The following is a 16,417-nucleotide window of genomic DNA, read 5'->3' on the forward strand; positions in this document are numbered from 1 at the left end:
AATATTACAAATATTATATTTGACACAAGACCTTAAAGAGATTTTATTTGTATTTTATTACGTTATTTTATTACCAATAATAAGAGGCACAGCATGAGCATTCGCGTGGCAATCAACGGTTACGGACGCATCGGTCGCAACATCTTGAGGGCACTCTACGAATCAGGAAAGCGGGAACAGATAGAGATCGTTGCAATTAACGACTTGGGTGATGCCAAGATCAATGCTCACCTCACCCGGTTCGACACCGTTCACGGCCAGTTTCAAGGGCGAGTCGAAGTGGACGGAAACGACCTGCTCATCAATCACGACCGAATTCGCATTCTGGCAGAACGTGATCCCGCCAAGCTGCCCTGGAAAGCACTGGAGGTCGATGTCGTCTATGAGTGTACCGGTCTGTTTACATCACGCGGTAAAGCAGCAGCCCACCTTGAAGCCGGTGCACGCAAGGTGATCATCTCGGCACCCGCAACTGACGCAGACGCCACTGTCGTATTCGGCATCAATCAGCATAGCCTCACCGCGGAACATCAGATCATATCGAATGCATCGTGCACTACGAATTGTCTTGCGCCGATCGTGAAACCGCTGCACGAGGCTATCGGCATTGAAAGCGGCTTGATGACAACAATCCACTCCTATACCAACGATCAGAAGCTTTCGGACGTTTATCACTCAGATCTTTATCGTGCCCGCTCCGCAACTCAGTCCATGATCCCCACCAAAACAGGAGCGGCGTCAGCCGTTGGCCTTGTTCTGCCAGAGTTGAACGGGCGACTGGATGGCATGGCCGTTCGCGTACCGACAATCAACGTATCGCTGGTCGATCTGACCTTCGAAGCCTCTCGCACTACCTGTGCAGAGGAGGTCAATGCCGTAATTGAGGAAGCCGCCAGAGGCGAACTCCGCGGTATCCTTGATATCAACACCTTGCCGTTGGTCTCTGTGGACTTCAACCACAATGCCCACTCGTCGATCTTTGACGCCAACCAGACCCGCGTGAACGGTCGACTGGTCAAAGTGATGAGCTGGTACGACAACGAGTGGGGCTTCTCCAACCGGATGCTCGACAACACCTTGGCACTGATCAACGCAGGAGCGTGACGCGATGCAACGCAGAACCAAGATCGTCGCAACACTTGGGCCGGCCACTGACACACCCGAAGCCATCGAAGCGCTGATCTGCGCCGGGGTGAACGTCGTGCGCCTGAATTTCTCTCACGGTAACGCGATGGATCATCAGCGCCGTGCCGCTTTGGTCAGAGAGTTCGGCGTAAAACATGGCCGCTACGTTGCGATACTAGGCGACCTGCAAGGCCCCAAGATCCGCATAGCGCGCTTTGCCGAGAACAGCATCATGCTCACGCGAGGCCAGTGCTTCGATCTGGACGCATCTCTGGACAAAAACGCAGGTAATGCAACCTGCGTTGGCATCGACTACGAAGCGCTGGTGAGCGACAGTCAACCCGGCGATATCCTCCTGCTCGACGACGGCAGGATCGAGCTGGAGGTGCTCAAGGTAGAGGGTTCGACGATACAGTGCACGGTGTTGATCGGGGGAGTGCTATCCAACAACAAGGGTATCAACCGCAAAGGCGGAGGACTTTCGGCGGGTGCCCTGACAGAGAAGGACTTTGCCGACATAAAAACGGCTGCTGAGATCGGCGTGGACTACCTGGCCGTTTCGTTCCCGCGCAGTGCCGATGACATGAAACAGGCCCGTCGGCTAATGCAGGCGGCCGGTGGCCATGCCGGCCTGGTTGCAAAGATCGAGCGTGCCGAAACCGTACAAGCCCCCAAAATACTCGATGAAATCATTCTGGCTTCGGAGGCGGTTATGGTCGCAAGGGGCGATCTGGGCGTAGAGATTGGTGACGCGGAGTTGATCGGCGTACAAAAGCATATTATCGGCCGTGCGCGCACGTTGAACCGCATCGTGATTACAGCCACACAGATGATGGAGTCGATGATCACCCAGCCCATGCCCACCCGGGCGGAAGTCTTCGATGTGGCCAATGCCGTGCTCGATGGTACAGATGCTGTCATGCTGTCAGCCGAAACCGCGGCGGGCAGCTACCCTATCGAAACCGTCGAGGCGATGGCGCGGGTTATTCTCGGCGCAGAGCGTCACCCTCAGGCACACATATCCAAGCACCGGCTCAGCGAAGCGTTCGGCCATATTGACGAGTCCATCGCGCTTTCAGCCATGTATGCCGCAAATCACCTCTCGGGGGTCAGAGCGATCATCTGTATGACAGAGTCCGGCGCTACCCCCTTACTGATGTCACGTATCCGCTCCCCGCTGCCGATCTTCGCGTACTCCCGTCACCCGGACACCCAGTATCGTGTTGCCCTTTATAGAGGCGTAAAGACAATCCCCTTCGATACCACAAGCATCCCCGCCGCACAGATCAACCAGCGCGCGGTAGACGAATTGCTGGAAAGAGGCATTGTCAGCCCGGGCGATCTTGTCATTATTACCAAGGGTGATTACATCGATGCCCAGGGTGGTACCAATACCCTGAAAATCGTCCGCGTCGGCGACAGCATTCGCTGAGCCGGCCGGGACCGTTGCTACAGACATTTTGAGTGAGGAGAAATCATGCAGAGTCGAAACATCGAAATGGAGGAGCGCAAAGCCATCGCACTTGTCGCTCACGACAACCGCAAACGTGCCCTAATTGAGTGGGTGGAAAAGCATAAGGACGAGCTCGCAAAGCACCGTCTTTATGCCACCGGCACCACCGGCAACCGACTGAGCCAACAGCTTGGTTTACCGATCGAAACGCTTCTGAGCGGCCCGATGGGCGGCGATCAGCAACTCGGGGCGCGTATTGCCGAAGGCGGCATCGACCTGCTGATCTTTTTCTGGGACCCTCTGGATGCTCAGCCACACGACCCGGACGTAAAAGCGCTGCTGCGCATAGCGGCAGTCTGGAATATTCCGGTTGCATGCAATGAAGCCTCAGCCGACTTCATGTTCAGCTCACGCTATCTGAACCAGCCCTATAGCCGTCGCGTGCCCGATTACGAAGCCTACCTGAAAGCCCGGACCGGAAACTGAGACGCCTATCGCTCGCAACCCTTTCCGGTCCCCGCCTCTGATCAGGTAACAACCACGCTGTTCACGCCAGTCGTTTTAACCAGCTCGGTGCCGGGACAAAGAACGAAGCCCCAGTGACCGCCCGGGTGAACTCCAAAATACGATCTGCCTGTCCCGACTCATCACCTTCGACCATGCTTTTGAGCATCAGCTCGAAGTTCTCCGGAGTGCGACAGACGCTAACAAACATCAGCCCCTTACGGGTGGAGTCACCATACGGCATGCTCTGGCGCAAAATCTCGATTGAGCTGCCATCGGGCCGCTTCAGAGACGTACGCTTGGTATGAGCATGAGGGGATTTCTCGGCACTGGGGTACTCAATGTTATCAACCTTGGTACGACCATACGCATCCTCCTGCTCCTTCAGCGACTGACGGTTCCAGGCCGATAGATCGTGTTCATAGCGCTGCAGATGCAGGTAGCTGCCGCCTGCAAAATCGGGATCTTCATCCCCGACCAGAGCCACTTCAAGCCTGTCATCACCCTGCGGATTTTCGGTACCGTCGACGAATCCGGTCAAATCACGCGCGTCGAGATAGCGGAAACCATGCACCTCCTCCACTAGCTCTGCTGCACCCTGCAACCCCTCAGCGATTTCACGAGCCAGCTCAAAACACGCGTCATACTGGTCCGCTCTGACAATAAACAAGAGATCAGTCGGTGTTGAAGGCGCCACACGACCGCCCTGCTCCAATGCCGGGAAACCTCTGAGCAACGCAGGACGACTGTCAGGGCTCAGGCTATCCCAATAAGCCGACCCTATACCGACTGTCAGATGCAAAGCCACATCCGGCAGTTGATTACGCAGTAACTCAACGCGTTGCGGCAGACCTGACAACACCTGCTTAACCCGCGCCTGCGCATCGGGCTGATGGGTCTGGTTGAAACTGAGAAAAATGGCGTCTCGATTCTGCTCAGCGATCACTCCGGACTGGTAATCCTGGGTCATCCCTTCATCTCCTTGTTTTCACGAACGTCGACCGGACAGACTGCACCCTAACAATAGCTGTCCTTTTCAACCATCCATTATGACCCGATTTCCGCACCTTACGCACGTTTCCATCAGCCTCTTTTCACCTCTTTACGACGGTCTTACTACCCGCAAAATCCCGCCTGATTCTTCAACGCCCCGCCAGGTGCAACATACCCGACCTGATAAAGCTCAGTATCGGCACCGGCTATCTCTAACGCATCTGCCTCATACATCGAAAACCTCATCACGACCCAGCGATCGGGATCAAAGGCGGAGATACAAGCAAGCACTCCCTGTTGTTCGATCTGCGTCTGCACATACGCGGTTTCTTCACGCTCCAGCGCTTCGAGAGACACAGACGGCGCCACGTTCAGTACCGTCCTCGCAGCATATCGTGCCCCTTGTAGCGCCGGCTTATATGCGCAGGTAAAGGGGGTCCAGCTCTTCACCCTCGGTCTCCCAAACGCGTGTTGCAATCCTGAAAAACCGTCGCTAAACAAAAAGCGTTTCATGCCCTCGCTCTCCTGCCACAGATAGAAGGGCGCATAGAGATTAAGTGGAGCCGTGTTTTTGCCATCTTGGGTATCGGCAAACAAGTACGCCTTGAACAGCAATCCGGGGAAGTGATCCAACAGGTACCCCTTGTCACGGATACGCGCCCGGATGATGCCCATATCGTAGTCAGAGGGCAGCACAAAACGGTATTGCATCGATATCATCGCTCTATCCCCCTGCTAACGGGTTGTTGCGTCTGATTGCCGGGTGGCGTTCGCCGGGACGCCATCACTGAACGACCATTCACCGAGGCGATTGGTCGTAATAATGACCATCACGTCAGCGGGACGAATCCCGACACTTGACTGCAGCTCCTCTGTCAGGCGCGCATAAAAACGGGCGCGGGTCTCGTCGCTGCGCTCCCGCCCGGCCGTGATCTGGAAGATCACCACATCATCGGACCTCTGCTCAGGTGCCATGTAATGACGATCACACACCAACATCCCGGCCGGCAGCTCCTCGATCACCTGAAAACGATCGGCCTGCGGCACATCGAAACAGGCTACCAACGACCGGTGCAGCGCCTCCGAGACCCCTTGAACGTACCGGGCTGTTTTACCTTCACGCAGAGAAATACGAGTAAACGGCATGCTCAAGCCCCCCTTTTAGTTGCACAGTGGGATGAAGCGATAACCTCCTGCAACGAACCCAATGCCGAGGCCGCACAGGGCCAGCCGCAGTAAAACGCCAGATGGGTAATCACCTCTGCCAGTTCCTGATCGGTCAGGCCGTTTTCCAGCGCTTTACTCATGTGGAATGGCTGTTGCGCAACTCTCGTCAATGCAATCAGGGCGGCAACCGTAACCAGGCTACGCTCACGTGGGGTTAACGCTGTCCGCTGCCAGATATCGCCAAATAGCAGCTCGTCCGTCAGTTGGGCAAAACGGGGCGCTATATCACCAAAAGCCCGCGCACCGAGCCCGGCAGAGGTGTCGATTTTTAGCGAAGCGGCCGCTTGTTGAGGGTTCACTGTTGATCCTGTCATATCGGTCTCCTGATTCAGTTCATGATTGACAGGTTCAGACTAGCGACCGATGATGATTTAAAAAATCAAAACTTTTCAAATATAAAATCCATTTTTTTGGGACAGTTAGAATGCGTAAAGCGACGCTCGATCTGGAAGCCCTGCGCAGTTTTGTCACCGGTGTTGAACTCGGCAATTTCGCCAGCGCCGCACAATCGCTGAACCGATCGACCTCGGCTGTCAGTGCCCATCTGAAAAAGCTGGAGGAGCAGATCGGCCAGCCAATCCTGCAACGCTCCGGTCGCAATCTGGCGCTGCTCCCCACCGGCGAGCGTCTGCTCTCCTATGCCCGCCAATTGCTGGCCACCAATGACGAAGCGATCATGGCGCTCCGCCAGGCGAGCCTGAACGGCCAGGTAAGACTGGGATTGCAGGAGGACTTTGGCGAACAGGTACTGACCCAAACGCTTGGTCGATTCAAACGTGCCTACCCCGGCGTTCAAATTGAGGTGGTAGTGGCGCGCAACGCCGAGCTCGTCAGCGGCATACGTCAGGGAAGGCTCGATCTGGCACTGGCGTGGGACGATGGCTCACCGCTGCCCCAAACGCTCGCCCTTGGGGCGGTTCCTCTGTACTGGATCGGCGCTCGCGATCATGCAGAGCAGTTGCAACGGCCTCTGCCACTGATCCTGTTCGAAGCCCCCTGCCTGGTGCGCCAGCACGTACTTGAGGCACTGGACAGCGCCGGCATCCCGTGGCAGATCACCATGACCAGCCGCAGCCTCGCGGGCATCTGGGCAGCCGTGCAGGCAGGGCTCGGTATCACCGTGCGCACAACCATCGGTATGCCGAATACCCTGCAATCCCTGAACAGCGCGCAGGGATTACCGCCACTACCCAATCTGAACCTTGTGCTGCATAGACTCGATTCAGTCCGCTCGCCCGCCGTACAGGCACTTGAGAGCTGCCTACTCGATGCTCTGGAGCACACACAGATGCTTACGCAGGATTAATCGAAAGAAATTCGCGGACATTTTTCAGCGCATGTCACACCCACGGTATCTGTCTCGTCATAAGAGGCAAAACCAACTGGAGAACCTGACTATGCAACGACTTGATCCCAACACAGCAGCCCCAAGCGCAATCTCCGCTATGCTCAAGCTCGAAGACTATGTGCGCCACTCAGGGCTTGAGTACAGCCTGATCGAACTGGTGAAGACACGAGCATCGCAGATCAACGGCTGCGCCTTTTGCCTGCATATGCACACCCGCGATGCGCGAGAAGCTGGAGAAACCGAAGAACGGCTATACCTGCTATCAGCCTGGCGGGAATCCTCACTCTACTCCAAGCGCGAACAGGCGGCACTGGCGTGGACAGAATCGCTTACCCTGATCGCCGATACTCAGGCTCCGGATGCCGATTACACGCTCGCGAAACAGGTCTTTACCGATAAAGAGCTGGTCGACTTGACGTTGCTGATCGGTGCAATCAACGTATGGAACCGGATAGCGGTCGGTTTTCGCTACGCCCATCCCCTCCTCGACGCCGAGAACCAGGAGACCGCCACTGCATGAGCGCTGAAACCCCGAACGCGGATTCAGTCACCGAGTTTGAAAGCCACCGCCGATTCCTCGGCGGTGTGGCTTATCGGATGCTGGGCTCGGTCACCGAGGCGGAAGATGCCGTTCAGGATGCCTACCTGCGCTGGCATGACACTGCCCCCGACACCATTGCCAAACCGCGCGCTTTTCTCACCACCGTCATCAGCCGGATCTGTCTGGATCGGCTCAAGTCTGCCCGAGCACAACGGGAAACCTATGTAGGCCCTTGGCTCCCCGAACCACTGGTCGAGCTTCAGGACGATCACAGCCTTGAACATGAGCTCTCGCAGGACGCCTCCATCGCCCTGATGCTGGCACTTGAGCGGCTGTCGCCACTAGAGCGTGCGGTATTCCTGCTGCACGATGTGTTCGATGTCGAGTTCGATGAAGTAGCCTCCACGCTTTCGCGCAGCAGCGCTGCCTGCCGTCAGCTGGCCAAACGTGCTCGAGATAATATCCGTGAAGAGCGATCACGATTTCAGGTGGAGAAGCGCGACAGCGAACGCCTGTCGGAAGCTTTTTTCCACGCGTCCAGAAGCGGCGACACAGAGACCCTTAGCCAGTTACTGACAGACAGCGCCATACTCATGACAGACGGCGGTGGCCGGCGTATCTCGGCAAGACGCCCCATCTACGGACTGGCAAAAATCTGTCGATTCTTCGCTGGCGTCGCGCGGAAAAGCGGCGGCGTCAATCAACCGATCTGGGCACGGCGCGCCCTCGTCAACGGTGTACCCGGCTGGCTTACGCTGGAGCGCGATGGCCTGCTTCAGGCAACAGGTTTCGATATACGGGAGGGGCGTATCGTCGAGATATACATGATCCGCAATCCGGAAAAGCTCAAGCATTTGGACTATTTGATCGATGAGGCCGGTGCGCTACCCAACTGACTCAGGCAACCACAGGCTCGGCAAACAGAACAACCGCCAGCATAACGCCTGCCAGCACCAGGTAGCCCGTGACCAACCATCGACGCTTGAACCGTCTCGCAGCCGGCCATGCCGCCTGAACCGACTGCAGTAGGTAATAAAACCCCACCAGCGCGCCGTCTAAAATGGAAAAGTTCTCCTCTACCACCGCTACCCCTCGCCCGCGCTGGCGGGCTTGAGATTATCCGGCCGCCGCGACGAAGGCGATCTCAACCAATAAGCTCGACCTTCACACAGGCGCGGCTTGGCGCACAGCCCTGCGGCAACCAGGCTTCCCAAGCCCGATTGAATGCATCCAGATTACCGAAATCAGTCACATAAATCGTGGCGGACAAAATACGTGACTTGTCACTGCCGATACTCGCCAGCGTCGCCTCAGCCTGTTCGAATATCTGTTGCGCCTGCCCCGTGATGTCAGCCGTTTCGTCTTCAGCGATCTCGACGAAATGCGCGATTCCGTTATAAAGCGTGATATCCGACCAGCGCGGCGCGGGGTTGATACGTTGAATCTCCATGGATCACTCTCTTGTATTCGATAACGTTCATCAAACAACTCTTTATTTGAATACCGTCGCCGTATGGCGATATAGTCAAACAAGCACCAACTGTATTTCTCGGGCCGCTTCGACAGCATGCAAGCACTATAACGTCAATAACAAGCACGTACTCAGCCCATGAAGCCTGACCACCCGCACGATACACGAAGCTCTTCGACACAGGCGAACCAGACCCGTATCGATAATTCGTTTATATGCGAACAGGTCAAGGTTCTGTGCACGAATCAACGTTCCTCAATCCTGATCAGCGCACTGCTCGTGGCTGTTTTTGTCGTCGTTCAGTCCGACGTCGTGGCTAACAGCCCGCTTTACGCTTGGGCCACGATCATCAGCATTTTACTCCTCGCGCGCGCGCTCATTCAGTTTTTCTGGAGCTTCGCCCAGGTAACCGATCCACTCTCAGTAGCCCGCAGCCGGCTGAATACGCTACGTTTTCTCAGTATCACGACGGCGGTCATGTGGGGCAGTGCTGGTATTTTACTAAACCCCTCCGACAATCCTGCGCACTCGGTATTCACCGCTTTTGCATTGGCCGGTGTGTGTGCCGGCGCCGCTAACACCCAGGCTATAGACAGAATCTCCATATGGGGCTTCCTGCTCTGCGCCCTTGGGCCGCTCATTATTTACCTGGCGATCAGGCAGGACGATACCCTCGCCATCGGCATGAGCTCCATGATCTCTCTGTTCCTGATCTTCTTGCTAGTCAGCACCCGACGCAACGGTCTTCAGCTTCAGGAGTATTTTCACCTACAACAACTGGCAGTGGACAATGAGTCACGTTTGCGCCAAATGCTCGAAACCAGTCCGATTGCGACACGAATAGAAAATATTGAGACTGGCGAGATACTGTTTGCCAACAGCCGCTACGCGTCGTTAATCGATCATGCCGAACCCTGCACAACACATAGCGGTGCCGGGCGCTACCGTATTCACCCCAAGGACCATGACGATGTGGTCGAGCGGCTCAATAGCGGGCAGCCGGTCACCAACCAGTTGATCAAGCTAAGTCCTTCACACGAGCAACTGCCTCCGAAATGGGTCCTGGCGTCATTCTCTAGTATGGATTACGAAGACCAGCCCGCCATTCTCGGCTGGTTTTACGATATTACCGACCGCAAGATCATGGAGAACCGCGTCGCACATCTTGCCCAGCATGACGCGCTGACCGGGTTACCCAATCGCCTTCTTCTGCTCGACCGGCTTAAACAGGCCATGTCGAAAGCGAACCGCGAACAGGGCGTAGTCGGCTTGCTGTTTATCGACCTCGATGACTTCAAGCCGGTAAATGACGCGTACGGGCACGATATAGGCGACATACTTCTAAAAGCGATCGCTGAACGTATCACCGACTGTTTGCGCAAATCTGACTCTGCTGCGCGTTTTGGGGGCGATGAATTCATAGTGCTTCTACCCTCTGCAACTGCCCAAGAGCATGTGTACGAGGTCGCAGAGAAAATCAGGCGCGCGTTAAGCCTACCTTTTGAGATAGAAGGGATCACCCTTTCAATTTCAGCCAGCATCGGCGCCGCCACCTACCCCGAGCACGGCGATAACGAGACACAGCTACTCAAAGCAGCGGACATCGCCATGTACGGCGCCAAAGCGGAGGGGCGAAATTGTGTTCGTATGTATGAAAACAACCTCTACCCCGCAATGCGCAGCTATCCTGAAACAGACGTGGGTAACGAAAACCAATAAAAGAGCTAGGTCGGTGCAACGTGCTAAACAGGTTTAGGGTTTACGATTGTGAGGCTGTGTTATGGATAGCGTGATACCGGCACTGCCGGATGGGCATGGGATTGCGGTACTTTTGCTGATCATCGTCGCCCTGTTCATTTTTACCCGGGACGAGATCCCGCTTGAAACGTCAAGCCTGTTAGTACTGGTTGCACTGACCGTCGGTTTCACCCTCTTTCCTTACCAATACAAGGGCGAAGAGGTTGATCCATTGGGGCTTTTCCACGGCTTTGGCCATGAAGCACTGATCGCAGTGTGCGCCTTGATGGTTGCAGGACAAGGTCTGGTGCGCACCGGAGCGCTCGAACCCATTGGCCGGATGTTGGCGCGGTTCTGGGCGGTCAGCCCCCTGTTCTCTCTGCTGCTGACCCTGGTACTGGGCGCCTTTCTCAGTGCATTCATCAACAATGTACCCATCGTCGTACTACTGCTGCCGATCCTTGTCAGCGTCGCGATCCGTACCGGAAAACCGGTCTCGGGGATGCTGATGCCCATGGGCTTTGCGACGCTGGTTGGCGGTATGGGCACCACGATTGGCACCTCAACCAATCTATTGGTCATCGCCGTCGCGGCCGACCTGGGTATGCGCCATTTTCAGATGTTCGACTTCTTTTTTCCCGCCGCAATCGCCGCCGGTGTAGCGATTCTGTATCTCTGGCTGGTGGCCCCTCGCATCCTGCCTGAACGTGCAGCATCACTGAATGATCGCTCACCGCGCCTGTTTACTGCCCAGTTGCATATCGAGGAGGAAGGATTTGCCGACGGCCGCACGCTTTCCGAACTGCAGGAGAAAGTCGGTGGTAGTTTGGATATCAGCGCCATACGACGCGGCGATACGCTCATCATGCCCCTGCCCGATGCGGCTCTTAAAGCCGGTGACCGGTTGAGAGTCTGCGATACACCCGAAAACCTGACCGAGTTCGCCAGCGCACTCGATGCCGCCCTGTTTGCCGGCGATACCCGGGTCGACGATGAGAACCCGTTGCGTGCAGACGATCAGCAGATTGCTGAGATCGTTGTAACTCAAGGCTCGTTTTTGGAGGGATCAACCCTCGCGTACGCCAGGCTTGCAGAGCGTTACCATATGCTGATTCTGGCCCTGCACCGCCCGGGGACAACACTGCAGACCCTCAGTACCGATTTAGGTAACATGCGCCTGAAAGTAGGCGATGTGTTACTCGTACAGAGCAGTCAGGAGCAGATAGCGTCGCTTAAGCAGAATGCGGAGCTACTGGTATTGGATGCCACCAGCGATCTGCCCCACACCCAACGTGCCCCACTGGCACTGACCATTATGGCGTCAATTGTGGCCGTTGCCGCGCTTGGCTTGGTACCGATCGCAATTAGTGCGGTGGCGGGCGTTTTACTGATGATTCTCACCCGCTGCCTGCGCTGGCAGGATGTCGTACAGGCATTAAGCGTCCCGGTCATCATGATCGTGGTGGCCAGTTTAGCCCTCGGTATGGCACTGCTGAAAACCGGTGGCGCTGACTATTTGGCGGAACTCTTCGTTGCGCTGGCCTCTGGCGCATCACCGTCGGTCATGCTCTCGAGCCTTATGCTGATCATGGCGATCCTGACCAATATCGTGTCCAACAATGCCGCCGCCGTCATCGGCACACCGATCGCGTTCAGCATCTCTCAACAGTTGGGCCTGCCACCGGAGCCCTATGTGTTGGCGGTGCTCTTTGGCGCCAATATGAGTTACGCCACCCCCATGGCGTATAAAACGAACCTGCTGGTGATGAGCGCAGGCGGCTATCGCTTTTCAGACTTCATGCGGGTGGGTATTCCTCTGACTGTTATTGTCTGGCTGGTGCTGTCCTGGTTGCTGCCAAGACTGTATGGGCTTGGTTAACCCCCCCCGGTTAGAGCGCCGAAAAAAAACGGCGCTCCGAAAGGGCGCCGCTTTGCTCTTCTTACTCAAACTGGACTGGAGCGTCCGAGTCAGTCCTTGGGGATCAGCAACTGTACGCCAACACCGGTGTTGGAGATCGGCGATACGTAGTTACGCAAACGCTCTTCCGGAATACCCTCACCCAGCGCACCCCGCATGGCCAGCCACATGGCCAGTTCGACCATCTGAGCGCCGCCTTTTTCGATCAGATCTACGTTGCTGAATTTACAAAGCTCCTGAGGATCGGAGACCAGCTTGTCCATGCAGTAGTTGTCGAAGTCACCGTTGAGGATACCGGCACGTGGACCATCCAGCTGATGGGACAGACCACCGGTGCCCAGCACCACGACCTTGGCATCTTTTTCCCAGCACCGGATCGCATCCCCAATGGCTTTACCGAAGGCGTAGCTGCGGCTTGGTTTAGGCATGGGGTGACGTTCACAGTTGATCGACACCGGAATCACCTTGATTCCCTGGTAGGTATGGTTTGGCCACAACAGGGTCATGGGCACAGTGGCACCGTGATCCACCTTGATGTCTTGGCACACCGTCGGATCAAAATCGTTTTCGATCAGGTGGTTGACTATGTGCCAGCTCAGTTCGGTTTCACCGGTCACCGGTGGAATGGGCTTGATGCCCCAGCCTTCATCCGCGTTTTCGTATTCGGGCGCACAACCAATTGCGAAGGTCGGCTTCTTATCCAGCCACATCTCCAGACCGTGGTCGTTGTAGAACAGCACGGCGATGTCCGGCTTCTCTTCGTTCAACCACTCACGGATTGGCGGGTAGATGGCGAACAGGTCACGGTAGTAAGGGGTGTCTTCCAGGCCCTTGTCGATAGCCACGCCGATGGCCGGAATGTGAGATGTGGTGATGCCACCGATTATTTTAGCCATTGGTCGTTTTCCCCCTGCCCTGACTGTCGAGATACGCCTGGAACTCTTCGGTCGTACGACCGGACTGCATGCCACCGATCACCTGCATGTTCCAGCCAAAAATTCCGGCCAGTTTCGCCATGTAGTAGATGCTGCCACCGAGCTCGAGCAGCTTGTTCAGATCCTTGTCACGCAGGGCCTGCTTGAACTCTTCAGAGAGCTTGAACTTCTCCATGTAGGCTTCCGGATCTGCCAGAAACGCCTGACGTGCGTCTTCGTTGTTAAACGAAAAACACATCTTGTTGAAATTGAAGCCCTTGGTCGCTTGGGCACCGTCGAAGTGAATGGTGCCTTCCACCGGCCTCATTTTATAATCAGTCATGGTTGTAGCCTCCTGTTGGGGCATGCGCCTGCCTGCTTGTCGGTAACTGTCACCGGGGCTGGATGAGCCAACACGGGTCAGACGGGTATGACGCTTATTATGTGCAAACGCCCGGGGTACCCGGGCGAGTGTTCTTCCCCGATTCTGCGACCGGAGCAGAACACCGGATATACCTCAACGCTCCCAGTATAGGCGCATCGGGTTATCGACCAGCAGCTTCTGCTGCAGCTCTTCGGTCGGCGCGATCATCGGGATCACATCGACCAACTTGCCGTCGTCAGGGGTGTGGGACTTCATGTTCGGGTGCGGCCAGTCGGTTCCCCAAAGCACACGATCCGGGAACAGCTCGACCAGCTTCTTCGCGAACGGAACCACATCGCTGTAATCCGGCGGCGTCAAAGTCAGGCGCTCCGGGCATGAAACCTTAGTCCAGATCTTGTCGTTGTTCTTCATCAGGTCGATGAAGCGCTGGAAGTCAGGATGATCCACCCCCTTGGCTACATCGGGGCGTCCCATATGGTCGACAACGATGGTGGTATCAAGCTGGTTCAGGAAGGGGGTCAAATCTTCCAGATCCGGCGCTTCGAAGTAGACCACAATGTGCCAGCCCAGCGACTTGATCTTCTCAGCAACTGACAGGAACACCTCTTTCGGGGTGGTGTCGACCAGGCGTTTGACGAAATTGAAACGCACGGCGCGTACGCCCGCCTTGTCCATCGCCTCTAGCTCTTCCACGGTAATTGCCGGGTCAACGACGGCGACACCACGTGCAAGTTCACCGGCACTCTCCAGTGCATCGATCAGCGCGGCGTTGTCGGTACCGTGGCAGGATGCCTGCACGATTACGTTGCGCTCAAAGCCCAGATAATCACGCAGTGCGAACAGTTTCTCTTTCGGCGCATCGCACGGGGTGTATTTGCGCTTGGGGTGATACGGAAACTTGTCGGCAGGACCGAACACGTGGCAATGTGCGTCAACGGCACCGGCAGGAGCCTTGAACTCAGGCTTGCTCGGGTTGGCATGAAACGGGAGGTAATCAGGATCCATCATCTTGCAGCACCTGTTATGAGTTGTCGTGAGCGAAGACTTCTCCGTCGAACAGCTTGCGCGCGGTGCGCAACAACGCTGCAGGACCAAGGTTCCCCGCTTCATCAATATCGAGTATGACTGTCATTTCGCCGATCGGATGCTCTACCGCCAGCGTTTTGCGTGTACCTTCGGGAATTGTGGCAACCGCCGCAGCCGGAGAGCCGGGCAGAACCGCTGCGGTGGCAACACTGACCGCGCCCAAAACGCCAATAGAGGCGTGGCAACGGTGTGGTATGAAGGTACGGGTCGAAAGCGCCCCGCCATTGCTGGCCGGGCTGACCATGGTCATCTTCGGAACCGATTTGTCCTTCACGTCACCCAGATTCATCATCGGTCCAGCCTTCAGACGGATCGACTCAAGCTTGGCGCGCAGTGCGTCGTTGGCTTCAAGCTCTTCGCGGCTCTCGGTACCGGTAATACCCATGTCAGACGCGCGCATGATCACCACCGGCATGCCGTTGTCGATCAGCGTGACCTCGACACCGTCAATCACATCCACCGTATTGCCGGTCGGCAACAATGCACCACAGCTTGATCCGGCGGTATCTTCGAAGGTGATCGGTACTGGCGCGCTGTGGCCGGGAACGCCGTCGATGCGCGCATCGCCCACATAGCTGACCTTGCCATTGGGTGTACAGACACGCGCTGTGGCGATCTGACCTGTGTTGACCATAAAGATCCGCACATCGGTTTCACCGTCGCAGGCATCGACCAGACCACGCTCGATGGCAAAGGGACCGACTCCGGCGAGAATATTGCCGCAGTTCTGGGCATCGGTGACGATCGGCTGATCCACGTATACCTGCAAAAACAGATAATCCACATCGGCATCATCACGCTCGGAGCGCTGCACAACCGCGACCTTGGCGGTCAGCGGATCGGCACCACCCATACCGTCGATCTGGCGCGGGTCGGGCGAACCCATCACCCGCAGCAGAAAAGCATCGCGTGCGGCGGTGTCCGCAGGCAGGTCTTCAGCGAGGAAGTAGCCGCCCTTGGAGGTACCGCCGCGCATCCACATGCAGCGAATCCCTTCATCGAAGGAATCAGACATACTTCAGGCCCTTCTCTTTGAGACGCGGGCGCATATCGTAGATATCCAGACCCAGCTCGCCGTTTGCCATACGCACGCGCTTGGCCTCTTCCAGCTCCATACGCTTACGTGCTTTCTCCAGCACCTCGGCCGCGTGCTCACGGCGCACAACAACAACGCCGTCGTCGTCGGCGACAATCACATCACCCGGATTGACCAGCTCGTCGGCACATACCAGCGGTACGTTGACGGAGCCTACGGTCTCCTTGATGGTGCCTTCGGCAAATACTGCCTTTGACCAGACCGGGAACTTCATCTGACGCAGGTCGCGGGTATCACGTACGCCACCGTCGATCACCAGACCGACCACGCCGCGAGCCTGGGCGGAGGTGGCCAGCAGGTCGCCGAAGAAGCCGTGTACGGACGGCGAGGTCGGTGCGAACACCATCATATCGCCCGGTTTACACTGCTCGATCGCTACGTGCATCATCCAGTTATCGCCGGCGGCGCCGGAGATAGTGACAGCAGAACCGGCTACCGCCACGTCCTGCTGAATCGGGCGCATGTAGTGGGCCAGCAGACCGACGCGGCCCTGCGCTTCGTGAATGGTGGCAACACCGCACTTGGCCAGGCCGTCGATCACCGCTTGGTCGGCGCGTTCGATATTCTGTACGACTACTGTCTCTTTCATCTTCTTACCCCTGAATTCCTGTCTCTGGCC

Annotated in this window: 19 protein-coding genes; 8 read left to right on the plus strand and 11 right to left on the minus strand. The window is 56.6% G+C overall.

Going from position 1 to position 16,417, the window contains the following annotated elements:
• Positions 1-93: 93 nt before the first annotated feature.
• Genes gap through ADIMK_RS00370 form a run of 3 tightly spaced genes read left to right on the plus strand, consistent with a single transcriptional unit; the run spans position 94 to position 3,064 of the window.
• The gene (gene gap, locus ADIMK_RS00360; RefSeq protein WP_036182287.1) at positions 94-1,104 is read left to right on the plus strand and encodes a type I glyceraldehyde-3-phosphate dehydrogenase; all 1,011 of its coding nucleotides are present in this window, start codon (positions 94-96) and stop codon (positions 1,102-1,104) included.
• Positions 1,105-1,108: 4 nt separating this feature from the next.
• On the plus strand, positions 1,109-2,557 hold the full coding sequence (pyk, locus tag ADIMK_RS00365; protein WP_036182288.1) for a pyruvate kinase: 1,449 nt from the start codon (positions 1,109-1,111) through the stop codon (positions 2,555-2,557).
• A 45-nt stretch (positions 2,558-2,602) separates the two neighbouring features.
• Entirely contained in the window at positions 2,603-3,064 is a 462-nt protein-coding gene (locus ADIMK_RS00370; RefSeq protein WP_036182290.1) for a methylglyoxal synthase, read from the plus strand.
• A 61-nt stretch (positions 3,065-3,125) separates the two neighbouring features.
• Here ADIMK_RS00370 and ADIMK_RS00375 read toward each other — a convergent pair whose 3' ends face one another.
• The 4 genes from ADIMK_RS00375 to ADIMK_RS00390 all read right to left on the minus strand — a co-directional run bounded on the left by ADIMK_RS00375 (position 3,126) and on the right by ADIMK_RS00390 (position 5,616).
• On the minus strand, positions 3,126-4,052 hold the full coding sequence (locus tag ADIMK_RS00375) for a Dyp-type peroxidase (RefSeq protein ID WP_036182292.1): 927 nt from the start codon (positions 4,050-4,052) through the stop codon (positions 3,126-3,128).
• Between the two features lie 146 nt (positions 4,053-4,198).
• The gene (locus ADIMK_RS00380; RefSeq protein WP_036182294.1) at positions 4,199-4,795 is read right to left on the minus strand and encodes a DUF4865 family protein; all 597 of its coding nucleotides are present in this window, start codon (positions 4,793-4,795) and stop codon (positions 4,199-4,201) included.
• Positions 4,796-4,810: 15 nt separating this feature from the next.
• Positions 4,811-5,221 carry a tautomerase family protein gene (locus tag ADIMK_RS00385; RefSeq protein WP_036182296.1) on the minus strand — a complete coding sequence of 137 codons (411 nt, stop codon included), beginning with the start codon at positions 5,219-5,221 and terminating at the stop codon, positions 4,811-4,813.
• Positions 5,222-5,223: 2 nt separating this feature from the next.
• Positions 5,224-5,616, minus strand: a complete 393-nt coding sequence (locus ADIMK_RS00390; protein WP_081849606.1) for a carboxymuconolactone decarboxylase family protein — start codon at positions 5,614-5,616, stop codon at positions 5,224-5,226.
• A 110-nt stretch (positions 5,617-5,726) separates the two neighbouring features.
• Here ADIMK_RS00390 and ADIMK_RS00395 point away from each other — a divergent pair, with 110 nt between their 5' ends.
• The 3 genes from ADIMK_RS00395 (at position 5,727) to ADIMK_RS00405 (ending at position 8,087) form a co-directional block, all read left to right on the plus strand.
• Complete coding sequence (locus ADIMK_RS00395; RefSeq protein ID WP_036182298.1) at positions 5,727-6,608, plus strand: LysR substrate-binding domain-containing protein; 882 nt, start codon at positions 5,727-5,729, stop codon at positions 6,606-6,608.
• Between the two features lie 91 nt (positions 6,609-6,699).
• Positions 6,700-7,170 carry a carboxymuconolactone decarboxylase family protein gene (locus ADIMK_RS00400; protein ID WP_036182300.1) on the plus strand — a complete coding sequence of 157 codons (471 nt, stop codon included), beginning with the start codon at positions 6,700-6,702 and terminating at the stop codon, positions 7,168-7,170.
• On the plus strand, positions 7,167-8,087 hold the full coding sequence (locus ADIMK_RS00405) for a sigma-70 family RNA polymerase sigma factor (protein ID WP_036182302.1): 921 nt from the start codon (positions 7,167-7,169) through the stop codon (positions 8,085-8,087). Before ADIMK_RS00400 ends, ADIMK_RS00405 begins: the two co-directional genes overlap by 4 nt.
• A 1-nt stretch (position 8,088) precedes the next feature.
• Here the strand turns inward: ADIMK_RS00405 and ADIMK_RS00410 are convergent, their stop codons facing one another.
• Together ADIMK_RS00410 and ADIMK_RS00415 are read right to left on the minus strand one after the other, a co-directional pair.
• Positions 8,089-8,274, minus strand: a complete 186-nt coding sequence (locus tag ADIMK_RS00410; protein ID WP_036182304.1) for a hypothetical protein — start codon at positions 8,272-8,274, stop codon at positions 8,089-8,091.
• A 61-nt stretch (positions 8,275-8,335) separates the two neighbouring features.
• Positions 8,336-8,641: a RidA family protein gene (locus ADIMK_RS00415; protein ID WP_231516965.1), complete on the minus strand. Its 306-nt coding sequence runs from the start codon at positions 8,639-8,641 to the stop codon at positions 8,336-8,338.
• Positions 8,642-8,800: 159 nt separating this feature from the next.
• Here ADIMK_RS00415 and ADIMK_RS21135 point away from each other — a divergent pair, with 159 nt between their 5' ends.
• Both ADIMK_RS21135 and ADIMK_RS00425 read left to right on the plus strand, forming a co-directional pair.
• Positions 8,801-10,381 (plus strand): GGDEF domain-containing protein, encoded by a 1,581-nt coding sequence (locus tag ADIMK_RS21135; RefSeq protein ID WP_051692221.1) that lies wholly within the window; start codon positions 8,801-8,803, stop codon positions 10,379-10,381.
• Positions 10,382-10,442: 61 nt separating this feature from the next.
• Positions 10,443-12,278, plus strand: a complete 1,836-nt coding sequence (locus ADIMK_RS00425; RefSeq protein WP_036182306.1) for an SLC13 family permease — start codon at positions 10,443-10,445, stop codon at positions 12,276-12,278.
• Positions 12,279-12,367: 89 nt separating this feature from the next.
• Here the strand turns inward: ADIMK_RS00425 and ADIMK_RS00430 are convergent, their stop codons facing one another.
• From ADIMK_RS00430 to ADIMK_RS00450, 5 genes are all read right to left on the minus strand, one after another.
• Entirely contained in the window at positions 12,368-13,213 is an 846-nt protein-coding gene (locus ADIMK_RS00430; RefSeq protein WP_036182308.1) for a class III extradiol dioxygenase family protein, read from the minus strand.
• Positions 13,206-13,574, minus strand: coding sequence for a protocatechuate 3,4-dioxygenase (locus tag ADIMK_RS00435; protein WP_036182310.1), 369 nt, complete (start codon positions 13,572-13,574; stop codon positions 13,206-13,208). Before ADIMK_RS00435 ends, ADIMK_RS00430 begins: the two co-directional genes overlap by 8 nt.
• Positions 13,575-13,748: 174 nt before the next feature.
• Complete coding sequence (locus ADIMK_RS00440) at positions 13,749-14,624, minus strand: amidohydrolase family protein (protein ID WP_197027438.1); 876 nt, start codon at positions 14,622-14,624, stop codon at positions 13,749-13,751.
• 13 nt (positions 14,625-14,637) lie between these two features.
• On the minus strand, positions 14,638-15,717 hold the full coding sequence (locus ADIMK_RS00445) for a 4-oxalomesaconate tautomerase (RefSeq protein WP_036182312.1): 1,080 nt from the start codon (positions 15,715-15,717) through the stop codon (positions 14,638-14,640).
• The gene (locus ADIMK_RS00450) at positions 15,710-16,387 is read right to left on the minus strand and encodes a 4-carboxy-4-hydroxy-2-oxoadipate aldolase/oxaloacetate decarboxylase (RefSeq protein ID WP_036182314.1); all 678 of its coding nucleotides are present in this window, start codon (positions 16,385-16,387) and stop codon (positions 15,710-15,712) included. The genes ADIMK_RS00445 and ADIMK_RS00450 overlap by 8 nt, the downstream gene beginning before the upstream one ends.
• Positions 16,388-16,417 lie beyond the last annotated feature (30 nt).

The organism is Marinobacterium lacunae, from assembly GCF_000705555.1.
In the GTDB taxonomy this organism is placed as follows: domain Bacteria; phylum Pseudomonadota; class Gammaproteobacteria; order Pseudomonadales; family Balneatricaceae; genus Marinobacterium_D; species Marinobacterium_D lacunae.

What these genes read in the sequence shown, in the direction of transcription:
- ADIMK_RS00415 (WP_231516965.1), bottom strand. Translation starts at nt 8,641, where the DNA reads ATGGAGATTCAACGTATCAACCCCGCGCCGCGCTGGTCGGATATCACG.
- ADIMK_RS00425 (WP_036182306.1), top strand. Translation starts at nt 10,443, where the DNA reads ATGGATAGCGTGATACCGGCACTGCCGGATGGGCATGGGATTGCGGTA.
- ADIMK_RS00375 (WP_036182292.1), bottom strand. Translation starts at nt 4,052, where the DNA reads ATGACCCAGGATTACCAGTCCGGAGTGATCGCTGAGCAGAATCGAGAC.
- ADIMK_RS21135 (WP_051692221.1), top strand. Translation starts at nt 8,801, where the DNA reads ATGAAGCCTGACCACCCGCACGATACACGAAGCTCTTCGACACAGGCG.
- ADIMK_RS00385 (WP_036182296.1), bottom strand. Translation starts at nt 5,221, where the DNA reads ATGCCGTTTACTCGTATTTCTCTGCGTGAAGGTAAAACAGCCCGGTAC.
- ADIMK_RS00445 (WP_036182312.1), bottom strand. Translation starts at nt 15,717, where the DNA reads ATGTCTGATTCCTTCGATGAAGGGATTCGCTGCATGTGGATGCGCGGC.
- ADIMK_RS00395 (WP_036182298.1), top strand. Translation starts at nt 5,727, where the DNA reads ATGCGTAAAGCGACGCTCGATCTGGAAGCCCTGCGCAGTTTTGTCACC.
- gap (WP_036182287.1), top strand. Translation starts at nt 94, where the DNA reads ATGAGCATTCGCGTGGCAATCAACGGTTACGGACGCATCGGTCGCAAC.
- ADIMK_RS00435 (WP_036182310.1), bottom strand. Translation starts at nt 13,574, where the DNA reads ATGACTGATTATAAAATGAGGCCGGTGGAAGGCACCATTCACTTCGAC.
- ADIMK_RS00430 (WP_036182308.1), bottom strand. Translation starts at nt 13,213, where the DNA reads ATGGCTAAAATAATCGGTGGCATCACCACATCTCACATTCCGGCCATC.
- ADIMK_RS00370 (WP_036182290.1), top strand. Translation starts at nt 2,603, where the DNA reads ATGCAGAGTCGAAACATCGAAATGGAGGAGCGCAAAGCCATCGCACTT.
- ADIMK_RS00405 (WP_036182302.1), top strand. Translation starts at nt 7,167, where the DNA reads ATGAGCGCTGAAACCCCGAACGCGGATTCAGTCACCGAGTTTGAAAGC.
- ADIMK_RS00390 (WP_081849606.1), bottom strand. Translation starts at nt 5,616, where the DNA reads ATGACAGGATCAACAGTGAACCCTCAACAAGCGGCCGCTTCGCTAAAA.
- pyk (WP_036182288.1), top strand. Translation starts at nt 1,109, where the DNA reads ATGCAACGCAGAACCAAGATCGTCGCAACACTTGGGCCGGCCACTGAC.
- ADIMK_RS00380 (WP_036182294.1), bottom strand. Translation starts at nt 4,795, where the DNA reads ATGATATCGATGCAATACCGTTTTGTGCTGCCCTCTGACTACGATATG.
- ADIMK_RS00440 (WP_197027438.1), bottom strand. Translation starts at nt 14,624, where the DNA reads ATGATGGATCCTGATTACCTCCCGTTTCATGCCAACCCGAGCAAGCCT.
- ADIMK_RS00450 (WP_036182314.1), bottom strand. Translation starts at nt 16,387, where the DNA reads ATGAAAGAGACAGTAGTCGTACAGAATATCGAACGCGCCGACCAAGCG.
- ADIMK_RS00400 (WP_036182300.1), top strand. Translation starts at nt 6,700, where the DNA reads ATGCAACGACTTGATCCCAACACAGCAGCCCCAAGCGCAATCTCCGCT.